This is a genomic window from Nonomuraea recticatena (assembly GCF_039533245.1).
Classification (GTDB): domain Bacteria; phylum Actinomycetota; class Actinomycetes; order Streptosporangiales; family Streptosporangiaceae; genus Nonomuraea; species Nonomuraea roseola.
On record NZ_BAAATE010000011.1, the window covers coordinates 58,315 to 77,510 of the forward strand.

At 72.4% G+C, this 19,196-nt stretch carries 14 protein-coding genes; 9 read left to right on the forward strand and 5 right to left on the reverse strand.

Features of this window, described 5'->3' with window-relative positions; translation table 11 throughout:
* Positions 1-41: 41 nt before the first annotated feature.
* The gene (locus tag ABFX50_RS22060) at positions 42-2,402 is read right to left on the reverse strand and encodes an ExeM/NucH family extracellular endonuclease (RefSeq protein WP_346149130.1); all 2,361 of its coding nucleotides are present in this window, start codon (positions 2,400-2,402) and stop codon (positions 42-44) included.
* A gap of 113 nt (positions 2,403-2,515) precedes the next feature.
* Here ABFX50_RS22060 and ABFX50_RS22065 point away from each other — a divergent pair, with 113 nt between their 5' ends.
* A complete protein-coding gene (locus tag ABFX50_RS22065) occupies positions 2,516-3,655 on the forward strand; it encodes a pentapeptide repeat-containing protein (protein ID WP_346149132.1) in 1,140 nt (379 codons plus the stop codon).
* 1 nt (position 3,656) lies between these two features.
* Here the strand turns inward: ABFX50_RS22065 and ABFX50_RS22070 are convergent, their stop codons facing one another.
* Together ABFX50_RS22070 and ABFX50_RS22075 are read right to left on the reverse strand one after the other, a co-directional pair.
* Positions 3,657-4,100 carry an SRPBCC family protein gene (locus ABFX50_RS22070; RefSeq protein ID WP_183659619.1) on the reverse strand — a complete coding sequence of 148 codons (444 nt, stop codon included), beginning with the start codon at positions 4,098-4,100 and terminating at the stop codon, positions 3,657-3,659.
* A complete protein-coding gene (locus tag ABFX50_RS22075) occupies positions 4,087-4,419 on the reverse strand; it encodes an ArsR/SmtB family transcription factor (RefSeq protein WP_346149134.1) in 333 nt (110 codons plus the stop codon). The genes ABFX50_RS22070 and ABFX50_RS22075 overlap by 14 nt, the downstream gene beginning before the upstream one ends.
* A gap of 91 nt (positions 4,420-4,510) precedes the next feature.
* On the opposite strand from ABFX50_RS22075, the gene ABFX50_RS22080 reads away from it, so the two are divergent.
* Positions 4,511-5,179 carry a permease prefix domain 1-containing protein gene (locus tag ABFX50_RS22080; protein WP_346149136.1) on the forward strand — a complete coding sequence of 223 codons (669 nt, stop codon included), beginning with the start codon at positions 4,511-4,513 and terminating at the stop codon, positions 5,177-5,179.
* 64 nt (positions 5,180-5,243) lie between these two features.
* Here ABFX50_RS22080 and ABFX50_RS22085 read toward each other — a convergent pair whose 3' ends face one another.
* The gene (locus ABFX50_RS22085; protein WP_346149138.1) at positions 5,244-5,588 is read right to left on the reverse strand and encodes a helix-turn-helix transcriptional regulator; all 345 of its coding nucleotides are present in this window, start codon (positions 5,586-5,588) and stop codon (positions 5,244-5,246) included.
* 90 nt (positions 5,589-5,678) lie between these two features.
* Here ABFX50_RS22085 and ABFX50_RS22090 point away from each other — a divergent pair, with 90 nt between their 5' ends.
* The 7 genes from ABFX50_RS22090 to ABFX50_RS22120 all read left to right on the forward strand — a co-directional run bounded on the left by ABFX50_RS22090 (position 5,679) and on the right by ABFX50_RS22120 (position 17,498).
* Positions 5,679-6,851, forward strand: coding sequence for a cytochrome ubiquinol oxidase subunit I (locus tag ABFX50_RS22090; RefSeq protein ID WP_346149140.1), 1,173 nt, complete (start codon positions 5,679-5,681; stop codon positions 6,849-6,851).
* Between the two features lies 1 nt (position 6,852).
* On the forward strand, positions 6,853-7,581 hold the full coding sequence (locus ABFX50_RS22095; RefSeq protein ID WP_183659624.1) for a cytochrome d ubiquinol oxidase subunit II: 729 nt from the start codon (positions 6,853-6,855) through the stop codon (positions 7,579-7,581).
* A gap of 7 nt (positions 7,582-7,588) precedes the next feature.
* Positions 7,589-9,334 (forward strand): thiol reductant ABC exporter subunit CydD, encoded by a 1,746-nt coding sequence (gene cydD, locus ABFX50_RS22100; RefSeq protein WP_346149142.1) that lies wholly within the window; start codon positions 7,589-7,591, stop codon positions 9,332-9,334.
* Complete coding sequence (gene cydC / locus ABFX50_RS22105; RefSeq protein WP_346149144.1) at positions 9,331-11,055, forward strand: thiol reductant ABC exporter subunit CydC; 1,725 nt, start codon at positions 9,331-9,333, stop codon at positions 11,053-11,055. The genes cydD and cydC overlap by 4 nt, the downstream gene beginning before the upstream one ends.
* Positions 11,056-11,146: 91 nt before the next feature.
* Positions 11,147-14,335, forward strand: a complete 3,189-nt coding sequence (locus ABFX50_RS22110; RefSeq protein WP_346149146.1) for an FtsX-like permease family protein — start codon at positions 11,147-11,149, stop codon at positions 14,333-14,335.
* A complete protein-coding gene (locus ABFX50_RS22115) occupies positions 14,332-17,067 on the forward strand; it encodes an FtsX-like permease family protein (protein WP_346149148.1) in 2,736 nt (911 codons plus the stop codon). The genes ABFX50_RS22110 and ABFX50_RS22115 overlap by 4 nt, the downstream gene beginning before the upstream one ends.
* A gap of 53 nt (positions 17,068-17,120) precedes the next feature.
* Positions 17,121-17,498 (forward strand): thioredoxin domain-containing protein, encoded by a 378-nt coding sequence (locus ABFX50_RS22120; protein ID WP_183659627.1) that lies wholly within the window; start codon positions 17,121-17,123, stop codon positions 17,496-17,498.
* Positions 17,499-17,658: 160 nt separating this feature from the next.
* Here ABFX50_RS22120 and ABFX50_RS22125 read toward each other — a convergent pair whose 3' ends face one another.
* The gene (locus ABFX50_RS22125; protein WP_312895982.1) at positions 17,659-18,987 is read right to left on the reverse strand and encodes a class II 3-deoxy-7-phosphoheptulonate synthase; all 1,329 of its coding nucleotides are present in this window, start codon (positions 18,985-18,987) and stop codon (positions 17,659-17,661) included.
* Between the last annotated feature and the right edge of the window lie 209 nt (positions 18,988-19,196).

Here is a 19,196-nt window from a genome sequence, read left to right on the forward strand (position 1 = left end):
CTTCCCGTGGAGGGAAGGGGCCGCAATGAGGCGGGGTCAGGTCAGTTCCCGCCTCCCGGCAGGGACAGACCGATCAGCAGGGGGTCGTGGTCGGAGGAGCGGAAGGCGTCGGGCCGGTACAGCGCCGGCGGGTTGTACTCGGTGTTGTAGTCGAGGATGCGCGGCTCGTCGGAGTTGACGTGCCAGATCGTCGCCCCGGTCACCCGCTTGAGCAGCTGCTTGCCGACCAGCGCGTGGTCCAGCTCGCCCGCAAGGCCGTTGAACAGGTAGCTGTAGCGCATCGGCGCGGGCACGAACCGCTTGGTCACGCTGGTCAGGCCGCCGGCCTCCAGCTTGTCGATCGGGTCCTCCTCGCCGTAGGCGTTGAGGTCGCCGAGCACCAGCGGGTTGGGCAGGTCGAGGGAGGAGATCAGCCCGAGGACGGCCTCGGACTGCCTGACCCGCAGCGGGTTCCAGCACGACTGCCCGTCACCCTGGTCGGCCTCGGGACCGCTGGGCGGACAGGACCCCTTCGACTTGAAGTGGTTGACGATCATCGTGAACGGCTGGCCGCCACCTGCGCGCCTGAAGGTCTGGATCAGCGGCGGCCTGCTGAAGACCGCGTCCTCGGAGGAGCGCGCCACGCCGACGGGCGAGACCCTGGCGGTCTTGTAGATCATCGCGACCTGGATCTCGTCCGTGCCGGGGAAGGGGTGCGCGAGGGCGGCGTAGGTGCCCGAGCCCACCTTGGCGTTCAGCGCGTCCGTCAGCGCCTGCAGCGCGGTCTGCCCGTTGTTCTCGACCTCCATGAGGCCGACCACGTCGGCGTCGAGTCCCTGCAGCGTCGCCACCAGCTTGTCCAGCTGCCGCTGCTGCTCCACGGCGGTGGTCGCGCCGCGCGAGCCGAGCGTGGTGAACCAGTTCAGCGTGTTCAGGCTGGCCACCTTGACGTTGCCGCCGACGGGCAGCGGCCTGGGCAGGCGGGGGTTGGTCGGCAGGAAGGTGATCGGCTTGGTGGGCTGCAGCCGGTAGGCGCCGAAGCCGTAACCGAGCACGCCGGTCACTCCGAGGGCGGTGTCGCCGGTGCGCACCACGCGCGGGCTGGTGTACGGGATCGTGGCGGGGTTCTCCCTGCTGGATCCGTCGTCGATCAACAGCGAACGGCGGGCGTCGAGCGCCGCGTCCACACCGGGCCTGTCGGTCGGCTGGTAGAGCCGTCCCTCGGAGGAGACGGTGACCTCGCCGAAGCGGCCGAGGTTGTAGTGCTCGGTGACGGTCAGCGGCTCGGCGAAGCGGACCAGCATGTTCTCGACGGGCTCGAAGGTGGTTCCCTCCGCCCTCGGCAGCTGCTGGGGCTGCGCGGGGACCGTTCCCGTGCCGCAGACGTCGATCGCGGTGACGGGCGACAGCTCGGTCCAGCCGTTGAACTCGACCACCTTGCCGGTGACCAGGACCCTGTCGCCTGCCTTGACGTCCTTGAAGGTGTCGCGGGCGAAGGCGAACAGGCCCTCGGAGGTCTTCGGGTCGGAGTCGGGCGTGGCGTCCTGGAGGAAGAAGCCGCTCAGCTCCGTGCTCTTCTGGAAGTCGCCGGTCACGACGCCCTCCACCCGCACGGTCTGACCGGCCAGCGGGCTGGCCTCGCCCGTGCCCTGGACGGCGGCGATCTGGTGGGTCGCGGCCGTGTCACAGGGCTCGCCCGTGGGCGACGGCGTCGGCGTCACCGTGGGGGACGGCGTGGGAGTCGGCGTGGGGGTCGGCTCCCCGGTGCCTCCGCACGGCGTCGCGGGAGAGGCGGTGTTGCGCGGGGCGGGCGCGCCGGCCTCGAGGTCGGCGGCGTTGTCGTCGGTGTCGGCGCACCCGCTCGCCTTGCGCAGGGCCGCCGTGCCGTTCGTCAGGCCGGGGGCCGCTGCCGAGCCCTCGAAGAAGTTCGCGGTGCCGAAGCCGACCAGGTCGGCGATCTGTGCCGTCTGCTCGGGCGTACAGGCGGTGGGGCTGCCGTTGCAGGCCAGACCCGTGGCCGAGCGGACCAGCGCCACCTTGCCCGCGCTGCCGCTGACGTTGATGGAGCCGGTCGCGTCGGGTGCGGGCAGCGCCGTGCCGGGGTTGGCGCCCGCGGCGAGCTGCACCAGGTAGTACTGGCCGGCCGCCAGCGTGCCGGAGAGCCTGGCCACGTTGGCGGCGAAGTGGCCGGTGCCGGTGGCGCTGGTGTACTGCACCGACCAGCCGTCGACGGCCACAGGGGCGGAGCTCCTGTTGAAGAGCTCCACGAAGTCGTTGGCCAGCGGCGCGCCGGTGTTGCCGCCGCCGCCGTAGACCTGGCTGATGACGACCGGCCCCGGCGCCGCGGAGGCGGGGGCGGTCGAGAGGGTCGCCACGCCCGCGGCGGCGAGGCCGAGAGCGACAAGGGCGGTTAAAGCTCGCATGACCGGCACTTTAGATGGTGATAACCGAACGTAACGCCACAAAGGGATGAAATCATCTACCCTTGCCAGACGCCGGCCCCCGACATGTCGTCTCATGACCTAGCAACGCGGGTATGACCAAGGACATGGACTGGGCCACGTGTTCACACTCCCCGTCATGCACGGGAGTCGCGCGTCAGCCGTACGGTCGCTGTCTGTCACATCTGTCACCCGAGCAACTGGCCGACGCGCTCGAGGGCCTGCGCCCCGGGCGGCAGCTCGACCTCCGCGGGACCACCGTCGACGGCGAGCTGCTGGTCAAGGTCCTGGCCGCCACGGAGGGCAGGCCGGGCAGGTCCCGCATGGACCTGGCCCGCTTCACCGGCGAGGCGCGCTTCACCGAGGTCCGCTTCCAGGGAGACGTGTCGCTCGACGGCGCCAGGTTCGACCGGCTCGCCTCCTTCTTCGGTGCGACGTTCATGGGCAACGTCTCGTTCACCGGGGCCAGGTTCGCCCGTCAGCTGTCCTTCCACGGCGCCACCGTGCGCGGCCACGCCTGCTTCGACAGGGCGGTGGTGGCCAGCGACGCCCTGTTCGGCGAGGCCGTCTTCGCCCGCGGGCTGTCGTGCGAGCGGGCCAGGTTCGACGGCTACGCCACCTTCGACGGCGCCTGGTTCGGGGAGCTGGCCGCCTTCAGAGGCGCCAGGTTCGGCAGGACGCTGTCGTTCAGGAAGGTGCGGGGGAGGGCAGGCTTCGAGTCGGCGCACTTCGCGTCGTCGGCCTACCTGTCGGCCACCGGACGGCTGGCCGCGACGGGCGCCCGCGCCGACGGCGCGCTCGACCTGGCCGTCGAGGACTGCTCGCTCGACCTGCGCAGGGTGGAGGTGCGGGGCACGACGGCGATCAGGCTCACCGGCTCGCACGCCGACCTGGAGTCGGTCGTGCTGCGCGGCCCCGCGACCGTTACAGGGCGGGGGTTCTGCACGATCAGCTCCCTGCGCGGGGCCGCCGCCCCCGACCTGTCGCTGTTCGGTCTCGACCTGTCGGCCTGCAGGTTCGCCGGGCTCGCGCACCCGTCGGGCCTGCGGCTGACCGGCTGCACGTTCGCCTTCACCTCCAGGGGCGTACGGCTGAGCCTGCGCTGGCCCCCGCTGCGCTGGTTCTCCCGCCGCAGGGCCCTGCCTGGCCAGCACCGATGGCGCGGCTGGACCCAGGGCCCCGACGGCCCCCCGCCCCCCGACGGCCTGGCCGAGATCCACGGCGAGCAGCGCTGAGCTACCCCATCTCGGCCAGCACCTTCTCGATGGCCCTCATGTGCATGGAGCGCCACCCGCCTCCCATGATCTTGCGGGAGACCTGCTGCCTCGGGTCGTCGGGGTCGAAGCCCTCGTGGTCGAGGAAGAGCCTGGTTCCCCTGCCCTCGGGCTCGAGCCGCCAGGTGACCGTCCAGCCGAGCCGGCTGCCGTCGTCCCAGCTCAGCTTGATCAGCCTCTCCTTCTCGATCTCGAGCACCTCGCAGTAGACCGTCCCCGAGAACTCCGCCGCCTCGACGGGAGTGCCCTGGAAGGTGAACGTGTGACCCACCTCGGGCCGGAAGTCGCCCGGCATCAGCCACTTGTTCAGGTGCTCGGGCTCGGTCAGGGCTCGCCACACCTTGGCGGGCGGGTGGGCCAGGAACTGGTCCACGTGGATCGCGCGCAGGTCTTCAGCGGTCGTCATCGTCTCTGTCCTCCATGTCGTCGAGCACCGTGCCGAGGTCGGCGAGCCGTTCCCGCCAGAACCGTTCGTAGGGGGTGAGCCAGTCGCGTACCTCCATGAGGGGCGCCGCCTCCAGGCGGTAGTGCCGCTCCCTGCCGTGGCGGCTCTCGGCGACCAGCCCGGCGTCCTTGAGCACCTTGAGGTGCTCGGAGACGCTCGGCCTCGCCATGTCGAACCGTTCGGCGAGCCTGCCCACCGGCTGGGAGCCGCCGTCGAGGAGCAGTTGGAGAAGCTGCCTCCTGGCCGGGCTGGCGAGCGCCGCGAACACGTCTTCTCGCATGTCGCCGACTATACGTCGGAAATTTCCTACCAGTCAATCTCAGGGATCTCCCCGATGTTGACCCTCGGAGGGGCTTCGTACACTGGAGACCATGCTCATCGACGACTACGTGGCGGGACTCGCGCGGGCTCTCGACGGTCCGGCCGGCCCCAAGCGTGACCTGGTCGTCGAGGCCCGCGACAGCCTGGTCGACACCGCCGAGGCCTACCAGGAAGAGGGCATGGCCAGGGTCGAGGCCGAGCTCCTGGCCGTCGAGGAGTTCGGCGAGCTGCGCGAGATCGCCCCCGCCTACCAGCGTGAGCTGACCGCGACAGCGGGGCGCAGGCTCGGCGCGCTGCTGTTCGTCAGCGTGCCGCTGACGACGCTGCTGTGGAGCCTCATCTGGGCCTTCTTCCCCGTGGACGCCGACGCCTGGGCGCACAGGCCCGACTGGTTCCTGCTCGCGGCCCGCACGCTCGACCTGTTCCACATGGCCACCGGTGTGCTCGGCGGGCTGACCCTGCTCGTGCTCACCTGGGGCTCGCGCTGGGTCAGCAGGCCCGAGCGGGTGACCCGCCTGCTCGCGGTGTGGGTGTGGACGATGCTGCCGGTGACGCTGCTGCTCAGCGCCGCCCTGCAGTACGGCTCCCAGGGCCCGGCCGGCTTCTCCGCCTTCCTGCCCGGCATGATCCTCTCGCTGACCACGCCTCTGCTGAACGGCCTGCAGCTGTACGCCGCCGCCCGCTGCCTGCGCCTCACTCGCCGGCTCCGAGCAGCCTGACCCTCAAGCCCGCCCTTGGGGTCGGGCCGTCACGCCTGGCTCTGGCTTCGGGCGTGGCCCTGGCTCACCCGGTCGTCTTCGCCCGCCCCGCGCCGGGCTCCAGCACGCTCGCGATCACCTCGGCGAACTCCCTCCAGGCCGACCGCTCGCCCGCCAGCTGCTTGGCCCCCGAGGAGGTCAGCCGGTAGGTGCGCCGCTTGCGCCCGCCCACCGTCGCCCACTCGCTGGCCAGATAGCCGACCCTCTCGAGCCTGCGCAGCGCCGGATAGACGGTCCCTGTGGGGACGGCGAGCGCGCCGCCGCTGCGCTCCTGCAGCGCCTCGATGATCGCGTAGCCGTGCAACGGCTCGTGCTCGAGCACGGAGAGCAGCAGGGCGTCCATGTGCCCGCGAAGCGCGTCGGGATTCACATCGCCCATCCTAGATCCGCGTTCGTCATGTAGGCAGTCTACATGTAGCCTCTCTATATGTAGGCAGACACAACGACGGAGTTTGATGCGATGGACGTCCTGGACCTGGCCCGCCTGCAGTTCGCGCTGACAGGCAGCCTGCACTTCCTCTTCGTGGCCCTCACGCTGGGCCTGGCGCCGCTCGTGGCGATCATGCACACCCGCTGGGTGCGCTCGGGCAACCCCCTCCACGAGCACATGACCCGCTTCTGGGGCCAGATCTACGTGATCAACTACGCTCTGGGCATCGTCACGGGCCTGGTGATGGAGTTCCAGTTCGGGCTGAGCTGGAGCGGCCTGTCGCACTACGCGGGCGACGTCTTCGGCGCGCCGCTGGCCATGGAGACGCTGGTCGCCTTCTTCCTGGAGTCGACCTTCCTCGGCCTGTGGATCTTCGGCTGGCACCGGCTGCCCAAGGCCCTGCACCTGGCCTGCATCTGGATCGTCACCTTCACCGCCTACGGCAGCGCCTTCTACATCATGATCGGCAACGCCTTCCTGCAGAACCCGGTCGGCTCCGTCGTCAGGGGCGACCACATGGAGCTCACCGACTTCGGCGCGCTGATGTCCAACAGCGCCCTGGTCGGGGCCTTCCCGCACGTCATCGGCGCGGGTCTCGCGGCAGGTGGCTTCGTCATGATGGGCGCCAGCGCCTACCAGCTCCTGCGCCGCACCGCCTACCTGGAGTTCTTCACCAAGTCGCTGCGCACGGGGGTCGTGGTCGCGGCCATCGGGGTCGTGGTCGCCGTGGGCAGCGGTTACGCCCAGTTCGGCCTGGTGCAGGAGGACAAGTTCGAGGCCAACACCGGGGCCGCGGTCGGGCTCGGCTTCATGATGCTGATCGGCGAGCTGCTCCAGCTGGTGGTGGTCTTCCTGCTGCTGCCGACCGTCTACTGGCTGCCGCGCTGGCGCTGGACGCACCCCATCCTGATCATCATGACGCCGCTGCCGTTCCTGGCCGCCGTCTTCGGCTGGATGGCCAGGGAGATCGGCAGGCAGCCATGGATGATCTGGGAGCGGCTCACCGTCGCCGACGCCATGTCGCCAGGCCTGACCTCGGGCATGGTCACCACGTCGCTGATCGGCTTCACCGGCGTGCTCGGCCTGCTCGCCGTCGTCGACTACGTCCTCATCGCCCGCGCGGTACGGCGCGGGCCCGAAGACCTCGCCCTCGGAGCCTGGCCCCGAACCCCCGCCCCCGCGCCCGTCCGCCTGGAGGTCTGACATGGAAGTCGTCTGGCTGCTCGCCTTCGCCGTCCTGCTGGCGGGCTACTTCGCCCTCGAGGGCTTCGACCTGGGAGTGGGGCTGCTGATGGCCGGCCGTCCCCAGGAGCGCAGGGACCGCATGGTCGCGGCGATGGCGCCGTACGTGCTGGCCAACGAGGTGTGGCTGGTGGCCGTCGCCGGGGTGCTGTTCGGCGCGTTCCCCGTGCTGGAAGGCGAGGTGATCTTCGCGCTCTACCCGTTCGTCGTGTCCATGCTGCTGGGCTGGATCGTGCGCGACGCGGGCCTGTGGTTCCGCCGCAGGATCGAGGGGCGCGCGTGGCGCGGCTTCTGGGACCTGATGATCTCGCTCGGCTCCTTCGTGCTGGCCTTCGGCTGGGGGATGGTCATCGGCTCGGTCGCAGGGCTGCCGTGGATCGCCGGGCTCGGCCTCGGCGCGCTCACCACCGCGCTGTTCGCCTTCCACGGCAGGACCTTCCTGGCCTGGAGGGAGGGGCGGGGCGGCGGCAGGGTCCTCGCGCTGTCGGGGCTCGCGGCCGCCGCGCCCGTCGTCGTGCTGCTGGCGGCCGTCGCGCCGCACCTGCTCGACCACGCCGCACCTGCCGCGACGCTGAATGTGCTCAGTCTCATGGTGGCCCCGTTCGCACCCCTCATGGTGGGCGCGCAAGTATGGGTGTGGCGCACCTTCCGTCCAGGCAAGGGCTCCGACCGCATCCCGTCGTTCTTCTAGAGGGCTCGTGCACAAGGATCTCCTGCGGCTCATGCGAGCCGAGCGCTCGGTACGCGCGCATCTGACCGTCACCCTGGCCGCCGCCGTGATCGCGGGGCTGCTCGTGCTCGTCCAGGCCGAGCTGCTCGCGGGGGTGCTGTCGGGCAGGTTCGCCACCGGCGCGCTGCTGTTCCTGGCGGCCGTCGTCGGGCTGCGCGCGCTGCTCGGCTGGGGGCAGGGGATCTTCGCGGCGCGCACCTCCACGGGAGTGAAGTCCGCGCTGCGCCACAGGCTGCTGGCCAGGCTCCAGGAGCTCGGGCCCGCCAGGCTGTCGGGACACCGCTCGGGCGAGCTGGTGACGCTCACGGGGCGCGGCCTCGACGCGCTCGACCCCTACCTGACCGGCTACCTGCCCGCCATGGCCGTGGCGGGCGTGGTGCCGGTGGCCGTCCTCGTCAGGCTGTTCGCGGCCGACCTCACCAGCGCGGTCATCGTGCTGATCACGCTGCCGCTCATCCCGATCTTCGGGGCCCTTGTCGGCATGCACACCAAGGCGGTCACCGAACGGCAGTGGCGCGCGCTGTCCCTGCTCGGCGGGCACTTCCTCGACGTGGTGCGCGGCCTGCCCACCCTGCGCGCCTTCGGCAGGGCCCGCTACCAGGCGAGCGTCATCCAGCGGGTGGCCGACTCGCACAGGTCGGCGACCATGCGGACGCTGCGGGTGGCCTTCCTGTCCTCGCTCGTGCTCGAGCTGTGCGCCTCGCTGTCGCTCGCGCTGGTCGCGGTGCCGATCGGGCTGCGGCTGCTCGGCGGGTCGCTCGACCTGACGACCGCGCTGCTGGTGCTCCTGCTCGCGCCCGAGGCGTACCTGCCGCTGCGGATGATGGGCACCCGCTTCCACGCCTCGATGGAGGGAGTCGCGGCGGCCGACGCGGCCTTCGCCGTCCTCGACGACGCCGCCGCCCCCGAGCAGCCCAGGGTCGCCGTCCCCGCCGCTGCCGCCGCCCCCGAGCAGGCCAGGGCCGTCGCCGTCCCCGCCTCCGGCGGTCCTCCCGAGATCCGCCTGGAGAACGTCACCGTCCGCTATCCCGGCCGCGACGACCCGGCCCTGCGCGAGGTCTCCCTGGTGATCACTCCAGGGGAACGGGTGGCGCTGGTGGGGGAGAGCGGCGGCGGCAAGAGCACCCTGCTGCATCTGCTGCTCGGCTTCGTCGCCCCCACCGAGGGACGCGTGCTGGTCGACGGCGCCGACCTGGCCGAGCTCGACCTGACCGCATGGCGCGACCGGCTGGCGTTCGTGCCCCAGCGCCCGCACCTGTTCGCCACCTCGGTCGCCGACAACATCAGGCTCGGCGCCCCCTCGGCCTCACCCGAGCTCGTACGGCAGGCCGCCGCCGCCGCGCACGCCGACGAGTTCGTCGACGTCCTGCCCGACGGCTACGACACGCTGGTGGGGGAGCGCGGCGCCAACCTGTCGGCGGGCCAGCGACAGCGCCTGGCCCTGGCCCGCGCGTTCTGCCGTCCTGACGCCTCGCTGCTGCTGCTGGACGAGCCCACCGCGCGCCTCGACGGCCGCAGCGAGGCCGCCGTCGTCACCGCGACCGCCGAGCTGAGCATGGGGCGCACCTCGGTGATCGTCGCGCACCGGCCAGCGATGATCGACCTGGCCGACCGCGTGATCCGCATCCAGGAGGGGCGGGTCGTCTCCGACGTCCTCGCCGCGAAGAGCCTGGTCCCAGGCGCGGGCGCCGCGCAGGCGGGAGACGAACGATGACCACCACCACTCAGCCGGGTATCGAGGTGACGGAGCCGATGTCCGGCCGCCGCATGGGCCTCCGCCTGCTGTGGGCCGTGCTCGCAGGGGCGGCGGCCGAGCTGACCGGCCTCGGCCTGATCGCCTCGGCCGCCTGGCTCATCACCAGGGCAGCCGAGCAGCCGCCGCTCGCCGCGCTGAGCGTGGCGATCGTCGCGGTGCGGGCGTTCGCCACCAGCAGGGGCGTCTTCCGCTACGCCGAGCGCCTGACGGGTCACGACGTCGCCCTGCGCGCCCAGGCAGCCACGCGTGAGCGCCTCTACCACTCGCTCATCCCGCCGAGAGCTCCCCGGCACGGCGGCGCCGACCTGCTCAGCCGCATGGTGGACGACACCGACGCCGTCCAGGACCTGCTGGTGCGCTGCCTGCTGCCCGCCACCTCCGCGCTCATCACCGGGCTCACGGCCGTCGTCATCGCCGTCACCGTGCACCCCGCGGCCGCGCTGGTGCTGCTGGCAGAGCTGGTCGCCGCAGGCGTGCTGCTGCCCGCAGGCACGGCGGCCGCCGCCCGCCGCTGGTCGGCCCGCATCGCCGCCGCCAGGGCCGCGCTCGCCGAGAGGGTGGCCGACCTCGTGCACGGCTCGGCCGACCTGACCGCCTACGGCGCGGGCGAGCGAGCCCTGTCAGGCGCGCTGGACGCCGACGCCGCGCTGGCCGCGCTCGAACGCCGCCAGTCCCGCGTCCACGCGGCGGCGCTGGCCGTCGGGGTGCTGGTGCAGGGGCTGACCGTGGCCGCCATCGTGCTGCTGGCCCAGGGCTCGGGCGCGGGCACCGTCGCGACGGCCGTCCTGGCCCTCACAGCGCTGGTCTCCTTCGAGCCCGTGCTGCCGCTGGCCGCGGCGGGGGAGCGCTTCGCGGGGATCTCAGCGGCGCTGAAGCGGCTGAAGGAGGTCCGCTCGGTGCCGCCCGCCGTCACCGAGCCCGGCACCCCCGCGCCCCTGCCGGGAGCGCCGCTGACCGTGGAGATCGACGACCTCGTCGTACGGCACGCGCCCAACGCCCCCGCGGCCGTCGACGGGGTGAGCCTCACGTTGACCCCTGGCAAGCGCGTCGCCCTGGTCGGCCCCAGCGGCGCGGGCAAGAGCACGCTGCTGGCCGCCCTGATGCGCCTGGTCGAACCCGAGTCGGGAGCGATCACCGTCAACGGCGCCGATCTCACGTCCCTCGACTCCGACGACGTCAGGACGCTCATGACGGGCCTGACCCAGGACCCCTACATCTTCCAGACCACCCTGCGCGACAACCTGCGCCTGGCCGGCCCCGACGGCACGGACGAGGACCTGGAGCGGGCCGTGCGGCGGGCCCGCCTGGAGCGCTGGGTGTCGCGCACCGGCTGGGACGCCCAGCTCGGCGAGGACGGGCGGACGGTCTCGGGCGGGCAGCTGCAGCGCCTGGCCCTCGCCAGGGCGCTCCTGTACGACCCTCCCGTGCTGCTGCTCGACGAGCCCGCCGAGGCGCTGGACGAGGCCACGGCCGACGAGCTCATGGCCGACCTGCTCGACGTGACGCACGGCCGTACGACGCTCATCGTCACCCACAGGCTCAGGGGCCTGGAGGAGGTGGACGAGATCGTGGTGATGGAGCACGGCAGGGTCATCCAGCGAGGACGCCACGACGAGCTGGTGGCGAGGCCCGGCTACTACCGTGATCTCTGGCAGTCGGAGGCGCTGGTCTCGGGATGATCTCAACTATGTGATGAAATCAAAGCAATCGTTGCGTATGTGAGTTTTGTCCCGCGAATGTTCTCCCGTACCTGATCAGAGGGGGAACCGGATGCGGGGCCGGACGACGTGGGTGCTCAAGCGTGCCGTCAGCGAGCCGCTTCTGCCCCTCACCGCCTTCGCGGCGATCCTCCTGGCGACCACCACGCTCGTGTCGTTGTCGATCTACATCTCCTCCGTGGTCGACGTCGGCGTCCGCTGGAGCGTGACACACGCCGACGGGGCCGACACCTCGGCGGAGGTCTCCACCTGGATCAAGGGCGCCACGTTCCCCCAGGCCGACGCGGCCGTACGCGCCCAGGCTGCCGAGTCATTCGGCAGGTTCAGGCCGGAGATCGTCTCGTCCGTCACCTCGAGCGCCTTCCACGGCGAGGACGGCGTGCGGCTCTTCTTCACCACCCGCTCCGACCTGGAAAGGCGCGCGAAGCTGGTGCAGGGCAGGTGGGCCGGTCCCGGCGCAGGACCGCTCCAGGCGACCCTGGCCCAGGACAGCGCCCAGCGCCTCGGCGTGCGCGCGGGCCAGGAGCTCACCGTACGGCGCGGCGAGACAGGCCCTCCCACCACGGTGCTGGTCACCGGCGTGTTCGCCACCCCCGACGACCTCTATCCCCGCCTGGACCCCGCCAGGAGCTCGCTCATGCTCTCCCAGGAGAGCTTCATGGCGCGCTTCACCGACCAGATGCTCGGCTCCTGGTACGTCATGCCCGACCTGAGCGGCGTCAGCACCGGCGACCTGGCCGGCCTCGCCGCGGCGGCCGCGCGCCTGCCCGACCAGCTCAAAGCTCGCCCGGCCTGCGCCGACTGCGCGGTCAGGGAGGAGCTGTCGGCCTACCTCGGCCAGCTCGACCGCAGCGCCCTCGTCGGCCAGTCGACGATGCTGGTGCCGGTGCTGCAGCTGCTCATCCTGGCCGGCTACTCCCTCATGCTGACGGCCAGGATGCTGGCCGACCGCCGCCGCATGGAGGTCGCGCTGCTGCGGGCCAGGGGCGCGGGCATGGGAGGGCTGGTGTCGCTCAGCCTGACGGAGGCGCTGCTGATCGCGCTGCCGAGCGTGCTGATCGCCCCCTTCGTCGCGCCGCACGTGCTCAACGGGGTGAGCGGCCTGCTGTGGGCGCAGGCGGGGGCGGTCAGGGTGCCGGCCGCCCCCGAGCCCCTGCCGTTCGTGATCGCCGCCCTCGCCGCGCTGGCCGGAGCGGCACTGCTGGCCGCGTCGGCGGTCAGGAGCGCCCGCCGTACCTACGTGGAGGAGCAGGCGGCGCGTGGGCGCGGCGACCGCAGGGGCGTGCTGGCCAGGGCGGGCGGCGACCTCGCCCTGCTCGTCGTGGCGGCGCTCGCCGTCTGGCAGCTCACCAGGTACGGCTCGCCCGTCACCGCGACCACCGGCGGCGTGCTCGGCATCGACCCCATGCTGGTCACCGGGCCCGCCCTCGCCCTGCTGAGCGGCGGGATGCTGGGCATGCGCCTGGTGCCGTGGACCTCCAGGATCGTCTCCGCCCTGACCTCGCGGCGCACGACGCTGGCCCCCGCGCTCGGCGCGTGGCAGGTCAGCCGCCGCCCGCTGCGCTACGTCGGCCCCGCGCTGCTGCTGACGATGGCCGTGGCCATCGGGGTGCTGTCGATCACCACCACGACCACGTGGGAGTCGTCCCAGCGCGACCAGGCCGGCCACAGGGTCGGCGCGGACCTGCGGATCTCTCCCGTCCTCGACCAGGGCGAGGTGGGCGGGCTCGGCGCGGGCAGGGTCTACGCGCGGCTGCCGGGCGTGCGCGCCGTCAGCCCCGCCTTCCGCGACTCGGTGGCGATCGGCGCGGGCTCGGCCCAGCTGCTCGCGCTCGACGCCGACCGCCTGGCCGAGGTCATGAACCTGCGCGAGGACCTGTCGGCCACCCCGCTCGCCGACCTGGCGAGCGCGCTCAAGGCGGGCAGGCCCTCGCTCGGCTCCGTGCCGATCCCCGGCACGCCGTCCGTGCTCAGCCTGCCGCTGCGCACCCAGGCGCCCGCGCCGCTCGACGCCGCGATCCTGCTCACCGACGCCGACGGGGTGCGCTGGCGGCTCGGCCTGACCGACAGGGGCTCGGGCGACGAGCGCCATCTGGTCGCCGACCTGGCCTCCCCCGCGGGCCGGGCGGGGAAGATCGCCTACCCGCTGGCGCTGCGCGGCTTCTCCTTCGGCGAGACGGGCGCGCCCGTCGTGCTCGGCGCGCTGACCGCGGACCAGGCCGAGGTGCCGCTGCCGGGCGACGTGGTGTGGACCGGCTTCGAGCAGTCGAGCCTGCAGGGGGCCGCGGGAGTCGGCGAGGGCAGGGCCAAGGAGGTCCGCGCCGGCGAGGACGCGCTGTTCGGCCTCGACGCGATCCCCGCCAGGGGCAAGGCGGTGGTGCTGGCCTTGCCGCCTGACACGCCGCCCGAGCGGGTGTTCGGCGCGACCGTGGACGGCAGGGCGACCCTGCCCCAGCCGCTGCCCGTCGTGATCACCGACGAGCTTGCCGCCCAGGAGAAGCTCTCCGCGGGCACGAAGCTGTTCCTGCCCTTCGACGCGACCACCTCCCACCTGGTCGTGGCCGCCGTCGTCGACAGCCTGCCAGGCACGGACGTCGGCGAGCCCGCCGTCCTGGTGGACCTGCCGACCATCGCCGACAGGGACGTGCTCACCGTCAACGCCCCGCCCAGGGTCACCGAGTGGTGGGCCGCGACGGCGGACGGCGACCCGTCCGCCGCCACCGCGGTCCTGGCCGCCCACCCCGGCTGGAGCGACCGCGTGCTCGAAAGGCAGACCGTCTTCACCGAGCTGCGCGACGACCCGCTGGCCGGCGGCCTGCAGGGCGCGCTGCTGGTCGGCTTCGCCGCGGCGGTGATCTTCGCAGGGCTCGGTTTCGCGGTCAACGCCGCCGTCGCCGCCCGCGAACGCTCGGCCGAACTGGGACTGCTGCACGCGCTCGGGGTGAGCTTCCGCCAGGTGCTCGGCCTGCTCGCGGTGGAGCAGACGTTCCTGATCGGGCTCGGCCTGGTGGGCGGCACCCTGCTGGCGGGCGGCATGGCGACCGTGGTGGTGCCGCACCTCGTGCTGTCCGGCCAGGTCACCGCGGTGACGCCGCCGGTCAGGCTGGACATCCCGTGGATCCAGACCGCGATCCTGCTCACGGTCATCGCGGCGGCCCTGTTCGCGATCGTCGCGGCGCTGGCGGGCTCGCTGCGCCGCCGCGGCCTGGTGCGGGCCAGGCACGCGGGGGAGGACGCATGACCATACTCAGGCTGGCAGCGCGGCTGGCGCTGCTGCACAGAGGCATCACCGCGCTGCTGGCGCTGCTGGTGCTCACCGTCACGTTCCTGGGCGGCGCGCTTCCCCGGGTCTTCGAGGACTCCTACGAGCGCTCGCTGCGGCAGGCCGTCCAGGAGACCAGGCCCGAGCTGCTCGAGATCGCCGTGGGCGCTCGCTCGGCGTTGCCGTCGCGGCGGCCGAACAGCGCCGCCGACCTCGACGCGGTCACCAGGAAGCTGCGCGCCGCCATGCCGCAGGCCCTCGCCCCGTTGATCGGCGAGGTGACGTACGGCGTGAGCACGAACCGCGTCAGGCTCGTCGGCCACGTGGGGCATCAACCCCGCCGCAACAACTTCGTCGACCTGGCATGGAACAGCGGGGCGGCCGAGCGGGTCCGCTACGTCAGGGGCGAGGCGCCGTCGGCGGTCACCACCGGGGCCAACCCGCTCACCGCGCGATCGACGCCCAACCCCTACCAGGACTCCGCGCTGAGCATCGTGCTGGCCAAGCCGACGCTGACCACCGTCGAGGCCGGGCTGCCCAGCGACGTCACCGGGCAGATGGGGATCGAGATCGGCGACACGATCGTCTCCGGAGCCGGGGTGCTGATCAAGGTCACCGGGCTCTACGAGCCGATCGACCCCTCCGACCCCTTCTGGTCGGCGTACCCCTCGATGTCGCACGTGTACATCCCCGACCCCGCCGCCAACTCGGCCGCCTTCGTGGTCACCGGCCTGGTCGGCGAGCAGGGCGTCGCCGTGATGGCGGGCGTCAGCGCGCCCATGCACTACCGGTGGGGGTTCGCGCCCGTTCCCTCCGCCTTCCGCATCGAGCAAGCACCCGGCACCGCGTCGGCCTTCGACGCGTTCACCGCAGCGGCGCGCAAGCTGTCGACCCCGGTCATGCCGTACAAGGTGACCAGCCAGCTGCCGAAGATCCTGGAGGACTTCCTCGGCAAGCTCGGGGTCACGCGGACACTCATGGGCCTGCTGCTGGCCGGGCTGTTCGCGGTCGCGTTCGGCGTGGTGGCGCTCGTGGTCGGCCTGCTGCTCGGCCGCGTCGCCGCCGGCCTGGTCGCGGCCAGGGCCAGGGCTGCCTCGACGAGCCAGTTCGCGGCCGTCGCTGCCACGGTGATCCTCCTCGCGGTCCTTCCCGGCTCGCTGCTGGGTTTCGTGCTCTCCCGCCTGGTGCCGGGGCTGGACACCACCGTCTCCCTGCTGTCCGCGCCGCTGCCGGCCCTGGCCACCCTCCTGTACGGCATGGCCCGCCTGCTGCTGACCCACCGGCAGCCGCTCGTGGAGCAGCGCGACGACCTGGTCGCCAGGCCGTTCACGCCGCGCAGGCTGGTGATCGATCTCCTGGTCGTCCTCCTCGCCGCGGTGGCGGCCTACCTCGCCGTCACGCGCGGCGTGACGACCGCCCAGTCCGCCTCGGGCGGCGACCCGCTCCTGGTGGCCGCGCCCACCGTGGTCGCCGTCGCCTGCGCGCTGGTCGTGCTGTGGGGCTACCCGTACCTGCTGCGCCTGCTGTCCTTCGGCGCGGCCAGGAGCAGGACGGCGGTGCTGTTCCTGGCGGTCGCCTCGGCGGCCCGCTCCAGGACCGCCGCCACGCTGCCCGCGCTGATCCTCGTCCCCGCCCTCACCCTGTCGGTCTACAGCGCGCTCACCCTCGACGCGCTGGACGCGGGGCAGCGCGCCGCCGCCTGGCAGCGGACGGGCGCCGACGCCAAGGTCGGCGTCGGCGAGGGCGTGATCTCGCCCGCCGCCGTCGAGAAGGTCCGCGCCCTCCCAGGTGTGCGGGAGGTCCTGCCCGTGGAGCTGCGAGAGGGCCGCCTGTCGGGCGGCACGCTGTCCTTCTCCTACCTGCGCATGGACACCGCCGCCTACGCGCGGCGGCTCGGCTCGGCCCCCTCCGTGGTCGGCGCGCCCGTGGCGGCCGTCAACAGGGCCGCCACCGCGGCCAAGGGAGCCTCCGTGCCCGTCCTGGTCACCGGCGGTCTCGGCAAGGCGCGCAGCAGGCCGATCGTGCTGGAGGGCGGCGAGAGCGCGCCCGTCGTGGTCGACCACGTGGGCCACATCGAGCGCTTCCCAGGGGCCGACCCGCTGGGCGAGCTGCTCGTCCTGCCCACCTCCGTGCTGCCCGAGCAGAAGGTCGCGATGCGGCCGAACGGCCTCCTCGTCTTCGGCGACGCGCTGTCGGCCGCCGACCTGGAGCGGGCGGCGGGGCCGGGCGCCTCCGCGAGCACCCGTGAAGGGGACCTGGCCTCGATCGTCTCGACGCCGCTCACCAGGACGATCAAGCTGGCCTTCCAGCTGACGGCCATCGTGCTGGCCCTCTACTCCCTGCTGGCGGTGTGGGTGAGTGTGGTCGCCGGCGCGGCCGAACGCGACCGCAGCATCTCCTTCCTGTCCACCATGGGCATGTCGGGCGCGCAGGCGCGGGCCATCACGCTCGGCGAGATCTCACCGCTGGTGGTCACGGCGGCGGTGGCAGGCATCGCGCTGGGCACGCTCTTCCCCGCGCTCTTCGGCGGGGGCGTCGACCTGAGCGGCTACGCGGGCGGGCTGCCCGTCGGCTACACCGTCACCTGGAGCACCCCGTTGCTCCTGGGCGCGGGGGTGACGCTGGCCGCGCTCCTGGGCGCCGTGGGACACGTCGCGCTGTCGGGCAGGAGGAAGGCCGGTGTGGCGCTGCGGGCCGGGGAATCAGCGTGAAATGCTGACGGTTCTAAGGAAAGCAAGCGAGACGACGATATGAGGAGCCACTTGTGGCGACTATCGAAGTAACCGACCAGAACTTCAACGACATCGCCGACAAGGGGATCGTCCTCCTGGACTTCTGGGCGGCCTGGTGCGGGCCGTGCAGGACGTTCGGGCCGATTTTCGAGCAGGCGTCGGAGAAGCACGCCGACGTCACCTTCGGCAAGATCGACACTGAGGCGCAGCGAGGGCTGTCGGAGGGGTTCGAGATCACCTCGATCCCGACGATCATGGCGATCCGCGACGGCATCGTCGTCTTCGCCCAGCCAGGCGCTCTTCCCGCCCCCGCGCTCGAGGACCTGATCGGCCAGGTCAAGGCTCTCGACATGGAGGCCATCAAGGCCGAACTCGCGCAGGAGATGGGCACGGCTCCCGAGCAGCAGTGACGCCATGACGCGACGAGCCCTCACCCCGCGGGGTGAGGGCTCGCGTCACGTGTGGCCAGGCCCGCCCCCGAAGCGGGGGAGCGGGCCGTCACGTGGGTCGGACGGCGCCGTTCCCCGGCCGGACCGGCCGTTGCGCGGTCGGACCCCGGGCGGGTTCGGGTCAGACCGAGCGGTAGAGCTCGGCCACCCTGAAGGCCAGGTCGAGCGACTGGCCCCGGTTGAGCCTGGGGTCGCAGGCCGTCTCGTAGCGCAGCGCGAGGTCGCCCTCGACGATCTCCTGGCCGCCGCCCACGCACTCCGTCACGTCGTCGCCGGTGAACTCGATGTGGATGCCGCCGGGGTGCGTGCCGAGCGCGCGGTGCACCTCGAAGAAGCCGGCCACCTCGTCGAGCACGTCGTCGAGGCGGCGCGTCTTGTGCCCGCTCGGCGCCTCCCAGGTGTTGCCGTGCATCGGGTCGCAGATCCAGGCCACCTTCGCCCCCGAGGCGGTCACCTTCTCCACCAGCGTGGGAAGGTGCTGGCGGATCTTGGAGGCGCCCATCCGCGTGATGAACGTCAGCCGGCCCGCCTCGTTGTCGGGGTTGAGCTTGTCGACCAGCGCGAGGGCCTCCTCCGGCGAGGTCGTGGGGCCGAGCTTGACGCCGATCGGGTTGCGGATGCGCGAGAAGAACTCCACGTGCGCCCCGTCGAGCTGCCTGGTGCGCTCGCCGATCCAGACCATGTGCGCCGACACGTCGTACGGCAGGCCGGTGCGTGAGTCGACCCGGGTGAGCGCCCTGTCGTAGTCGAGGATCAGCGCCTCGTGCGAGGAGTAGAACTCCACCGTGTGGAACTCCTCGGGATCGGCCCCGCAGGCGCGCATGAACGCCAGCGCCTGGTCGATCTCGCGGGCCAGCTGCTCGTAGCGGCGGCCCGCGGGCGACTCGGCAACGAAGTCCTGGTTCCAGGCGTGGACCTGTCGCAGGTCGGCGTAGCCGCCCTTGGTGAAGGCCCGCGCGAGGTTCAGCGTGACGGCGGAGGAGTGGTAGGCCCTCAGCAGCCGCCACGGGTCGGGCCTGCGCGACTCGGGGGTGAACTCGAACCCGTTGACCATGTCGCCGCGGTAGGCGGGCAGCTCGACGCCGTCGCGCACCTCGGTGCCCTTGGAGCGCGGCTTGGCGAACTGGCCGGCCACTCGCCCGATCTTGACCACCGGCACCTTGGCGGCGTAGGTGAGCACGATCGCCATCTGCAGGAGCGTCTTGAGCTTGTTGCGCACGTTGTCGGCGGTCGCGCCCGCGAACGTCTCGGCGCAGTCGCCGCCCTGCAGGACGAACGCCTCGCCCCTGGCCACGGCGGCCAGCTGGTCCTTCAGCTGGTCGCACTCGCCGGCGAAGACCAGCGGGGGCAGGCCGCCGAGCTCGGCGACGACCTTCTCGAGCTCGCTGCGGTCGGGCCAGTCGGGCTGCTGGGCCGCGGTCATGGTTCGCCACGAATCAAGGTTGCTCACGGCATACGAGGGTATTCCACTCGCCCCCGCGCGCGGACACCGATGTCCACGTAGTGAGAACGCCGTCCGCGGGCGATCGCCGCCTCGGCGAGGCGTCATGGCGGCCCTTCAGGCCCCGCAGGGCCTGCGTCGCAGGTGCGTACGGCCATGCCGGGCCGTAGGAGCGGGATCTTCGGCGCGGGCACGCCGCCGCCGAAGCGCAAGCCAGA